Origin of the sequence: Actinokineospora spheciospongiae (genome assembly GCF_000564855.1) — a bacterium.
In the GTDB taxonomy this organism is placed as follows: domain Bacteria; phylum Actinomycetota; class Actinomycetes; order Mycobacteriales; family Pseudonocardiaceae; genus Actinokineospora; species Actinokineospora spheciospongiae.
This window is the reverse complement of sequence record NZ_AYXG01000181.1, coordinates 1-4,201: the sequence shown is the minus strand read 5'-3', so window position 1 is coordinate 4,201 and position 4,201 is coordinate 1. Positions and strand designations below refer to the sequence as shown.

Sequence of the window (4,201 nt, the reverse complement as noted above, 5' to 3'; positions counted from 1 at the left end):
AGGGGCCCCGGCCAAACACATCCACCCAGCCGGGCACCACCCACACAAAGACCGCAGCTTGAAGACACGGCCAGCGGAGGCGCACGGTCCAGCGGAGGCGGATGGCCCAGCAGGCAGACTGGTTGTCAGCACCAACACTCAACCCCGCAGAGGCGTAGCCCACCCCGGCACGGCGCCTCGACCGCTTTTCTCTACGCTCGCCCGGTGCTCGTACTGCTTCCGCCCTCGGAGACCAAGAGCGACGGCGGGGACGGCGACCCGCTGGACCTCGGCGCCCTGTCCTTCGCCGAGCTGACCCCGGTCCGGCTGCGGCTGACCGAGGCGCTGCGCACCCTCGCCGACGACGTGCCCGCCAGCCTCCGGGCGCTCGACCTGTCCGAGCGGCAGGTGGAGGAGGTCGAGCGCAACGCCGAGCTGTTCACCTCCCCGACCCGGCCCGCGCTGGAGCGCTACACCGGGGTGCTCTACGACGCGCTCGGCGCGGAGAAGTTCACCAGGGCGCAGCGGGCGCGGGCGGGCAGGCGGCTGGCGGTGGCCTCGGCGCTGTTCGGGGTGGTGCGCGCCGAGGACCCCATCCCAGCCTACCGGCTCTCCGGGGCGTCCGTGCTGCCCGGGATCGGCGGGCTGCGCGCGGTGTGGCGGGCCGACCTGGAGAAGACGCTGTCCACTGTGGACGAGTTGGTGGTGGACCTGCGCTCCGGGGCGTACGCGGCGCTGGCCGACGTCCCGCACGCGGTGACGGTGCGGGTGGTCACCGAGGGCGAGGGTGGCAGGCGCAAGAGCGTGAGCCACTTCAACAAGGCCGCCAAGGGCAGGCTGGCCGCCGCCCTGGCGCTGGCGCCGCGCGAGCCGGGCACCGTCCGCACGGTCGTCTCGGCCGCACGGGCCGCCGGGCTGCGGCTGGAGCCGGTGGGCAAGCGCGAACTCGAACTGGTCATCGATAGCTGAGTCAATTCGGTTGCGCGGCCCCGGCGGTCCGCGCGATCCTGTGCGCACGTTGCCGGTGGAGAGACGCCGGTGGAACCGAGGAGGTGCCCCGTGGAGATGACGGTCCCTGTGGTGGCGCTGACCCGTCCACCCGCCCCACCGAGCTGAGCTGCGCGGTGGGGACCCCTTCCTTCCTCGAGGAGACCCACCAGTGCGCAAGCACGGTTCCGACGATTTCTCCGACTTCTCCGACCTGACCGACGACGCCCCGCGCTCCGCCAGGATGCGCAGGCGCGGCGGGTTCGACGACGACCCTCAGCCGACCCGGTCCGGGCGGCTCACCGAGGCCGAGCGGGCCCGGCTCGCCCGCGTCCGCGACGACGCCTACACCAAGGCCCAGGAGCTGCCCCCGGGCACCGACCGGTGGTCCACCTGGGGTGACGCCGACCAGGGCCCCGCGCCCCGGCCGGAGTGGCTGGTCACCGACCTCGCCGCCGCCGACACCGAACTCGGTGTGCTCAAGACCGGCAAGGAAGCCGACGTGTTCCTGCTGGAGCGCGCGGTCCCCGGCGGCGCGAGCTGCGTGCTGGCGGCCAAGCGCTACCGCAGCGGCGAGCACCGGCTGTTCCACCGGGACGCGGGCTACCTGGAGGGCAGGCGGGTGCGCCGGTCCCGCGAGATGCGGGCGATGGGCAACCGCAGCTCCTTCGGCCGCAACCTCATCGCCGAGCAGTGGGCGGTGGCGGAGTTCGCCGCGCTGTCGCGGTTGTGGACGGCGGGCGCCCCGGTGCCCTACCCGGTGCAGCGCGACGGCACGGAGCTGCTGCTGGAGTACCTGCGCGGCGACGACCCGGACTCGGCCGCGCCCCGGCTGGCACAGCTCCGGCCTCCCGCCGACGAGCTGCGCGACCTGTGGGAGCAGATGGTGCACGCGCTGGAGCTGTTCGCCTCCCTGGGGCTCGCGCACGGCGACCTGTCGGCCTACAACACCCTGGTCCGCGGCGGCGAGCTGGTGCTGATCGACCTGCCGCAGGTGGTCGACGTCATCGCGAACCCGGGCGGCCCGGAGTTCCTGGCCCGGGATGTGGCGAACATCGCGTCCTGGTTCCGCTCGCGCGGGCTGCCGGAGGACGTCGGCGACCCGGGCGCCCTCACCGCCCGCCTGCTCACCGCGGCGGGCATCTGAGGCGGGGGCGGGTGGGCCCCTTTTGCGGGGTCCACCCGCCCTGTTCCCGCAGATCAGTGGGGACGGTCACGATGTCCGGGTCCCCGGGGTGCGCGGGGGCCGACACATGTCGGGTACGCTTGGGTCATCACCGCGAACGGCCCATGCGCCGTTCCCAGTCAGACACCAGTCAGTCGTACTGGTCCGACAGGCAGCGGTGGAAGCCACCCAAACGGTACGAACACATCGTGCCGGGCCCGTCCGCGTGAAAGCCTGCCGACCTCCTGCGTGAGGGCGGAGCCTCCCGAGACGTGCCACGTCCGGAGAGGACCCCGTGCAGACCTCTGCCCTGCCCACGCAAGACATCACCACCGAAGACCGCAAGCCGCGCCACCGCGCCGGCGACAAGGGGCGTTTCGACAGCGAGACCGGCGACGGCGTGACCTTCGCCGAGCTGGGCCTGCCCGAGCCCCTGCTGCGCGCCCTGACCGCCGCGGGCATCGACAAGCCCTTCCCCATCCAGTCCGCCACGCTCCCCGACGCCCTCGCGGGCCGGGACGTGCTGGGCCGCGCGCAGACCGGCTCGGGCAAGACCCTGGCCTTCGGCCTCGCGCTGCTCGCCCGCCTCAACGGCGGCCAGGCCCGCTCGCTGCGGCCGCGCGCGCTGATCCTGGTGCCCACCCGCGAGCTGGCCCTGCAGGTCAGCGACGCGCTGACCCCGCTGGCGCGGTCGCTGGGCCTGTGGTGCCGCACCGCCGTCGGCGGCATGTCCTTCCCCCGCCAGGCCGAGGCGCTCAAGCGCGGTGTCGACCTGCTGATCGCCACCCCGGGCAGGCTCTCGGACCACGTCCGCCAGGGCACCTGCGTCCTGCACGACGTGCAGTTCAGCGCGATCGACGAGGCCGACCAGATGGCGGACATGGGCTTCCTGCCCCAGGTCCGCGAGATCCTGGACCTCACCGACCCCGACGGCCAGGTGCTGCTGTTCTCGGCCACCCTGGACGGCGACGTGGACCAGCTGGTCCGCCGCTACCTGACCAACCCGGTCACGCACTCGGTCGACGTGTCCACCGCCAGCGTGTCCACCATGGAGCACCACATGCTCCTGGTGTCCAAGCAGGACAAGGCCGACGTCATCACCGAGGTCGCCGCCCGCGACGGCCGCACCATCATGTTCGTCCGCACCAAGCACCACGTCGACCGCCTGGCCGACAAGCTGCGCTCGGTCGGCGTCCGCGCCGGTGCCCTGCACGGCGGCAAGACCCAGGGCGCCCGCAACCGCGTGCTCACCCAGTTCCGCGACGGCGAGATGCCCGTCCTGGTCGCCACCGACGTCGCCGCCCGAGGCATCCACGTCGACGGCGTCAGCCTGGTCGTCCACGTCGACCCCCCGGCCGACTCCAAGGACTACCTGCACCGGGCGGGCCGCACCGCCCGGGCGGGCGAGTCCGGCACGGTCGTCACGGTCGTCACCCACGACCAGCGCCGCAGCGTCACCCGCATGACCGACAAGGCGGGCGTCAAGCCCGAAAGCACCCGGGTCCGCCCCGGCGACGCGGAACTCATCCGCATCACCGGCGCCCGGGTGCCCAGCGGTGAGCCGTACATCGAGCCCCCCGCCCGCCCGTCGCGCGCCCCCCGCTCCGGCGGCCACCCCTCCCGCCGCAGCGGCGACTTCCGCCCCCGCCGCAGCCGCGAGGGCGGCGCCCGCGAAGGCGGCCCGCGCGAGTTCCACCAGCGCGAGGGCGGCCGCGACGACCGCCGGGGCGGCGCCCCCCGCCGGGCCCCGCGCCGCTTCAACGCCGAGCGCGGCTGACCCACGAAGACCGGTTGAGACGGCGGCTGAGGGCCGGGAGCGGATGCGCTCCCGGCCCTCAGCCGTTGAGTCGTCGGCGGGACCTCCCAGCCCCCGCCCGCAAAGCCGATCGCCCACCGCCACAACCGGCGGCCCGACCACCAGCCACCCCGAACCCCACTCGGCGCAGCAGCTCAGGCGCCCACCCCACCAACCGCCGGCCTGGCGAGCGAACTGCCCGGGTGGGTGGATGCGTTTGGCGGCCGACCACCCCACAAACCGGCGGCCCGACCAAGCAACTGCCCGGGTGGGTG

The 4,201-nt window shown here is 74.1% G+C and carries 3 protein-coding genes; all 3 read left to right on the top strand.

The window, feature by feature from the left end:
- Nucleotides 1-204: 204 nt before the first annotated feature.
- The 3 genes from yaaA (at nucleotide 205) to UO65_RS23195 (ending at nucleotide 3,908) form a co-directional block, all read left to right on the top strand.
- Nucleotides 205-948, top strand: coding sequence for a peroxide stress protein YaaA (gene yaaA, locus UO65_RS23205; protein WP_035286252.1), 744 nt, complete (start codon nucleotides 205-207; stop codon nucleotides 946-948).
- Nucleotides 949-1,138: 190 nt separating this feature from the next.
- A complete protein-coding gene (locus tag UO65_RS23200; RefSeq protein WP_035286250.1) occupies nucleotides 1,139-2,113 on the top strand; it encodes a serine protein kinase RIO in 975 nt (324 codons plus the stop codon).
- Nucleotides 2,114-2,426: 313 nt separating this feature from the next.
- A complete protein-coding gene (locus UO65_RS23195) occupies nucleotides 2,427-3,908 on the top strand; it encodes a DEAD/DEAH box helicase (protein WP_052021651.1) in 1,482 nt (493 codons plus the stop codon).
- Nucleotides 3,909-4,201 lie beyond the last annotated feature (293 nt).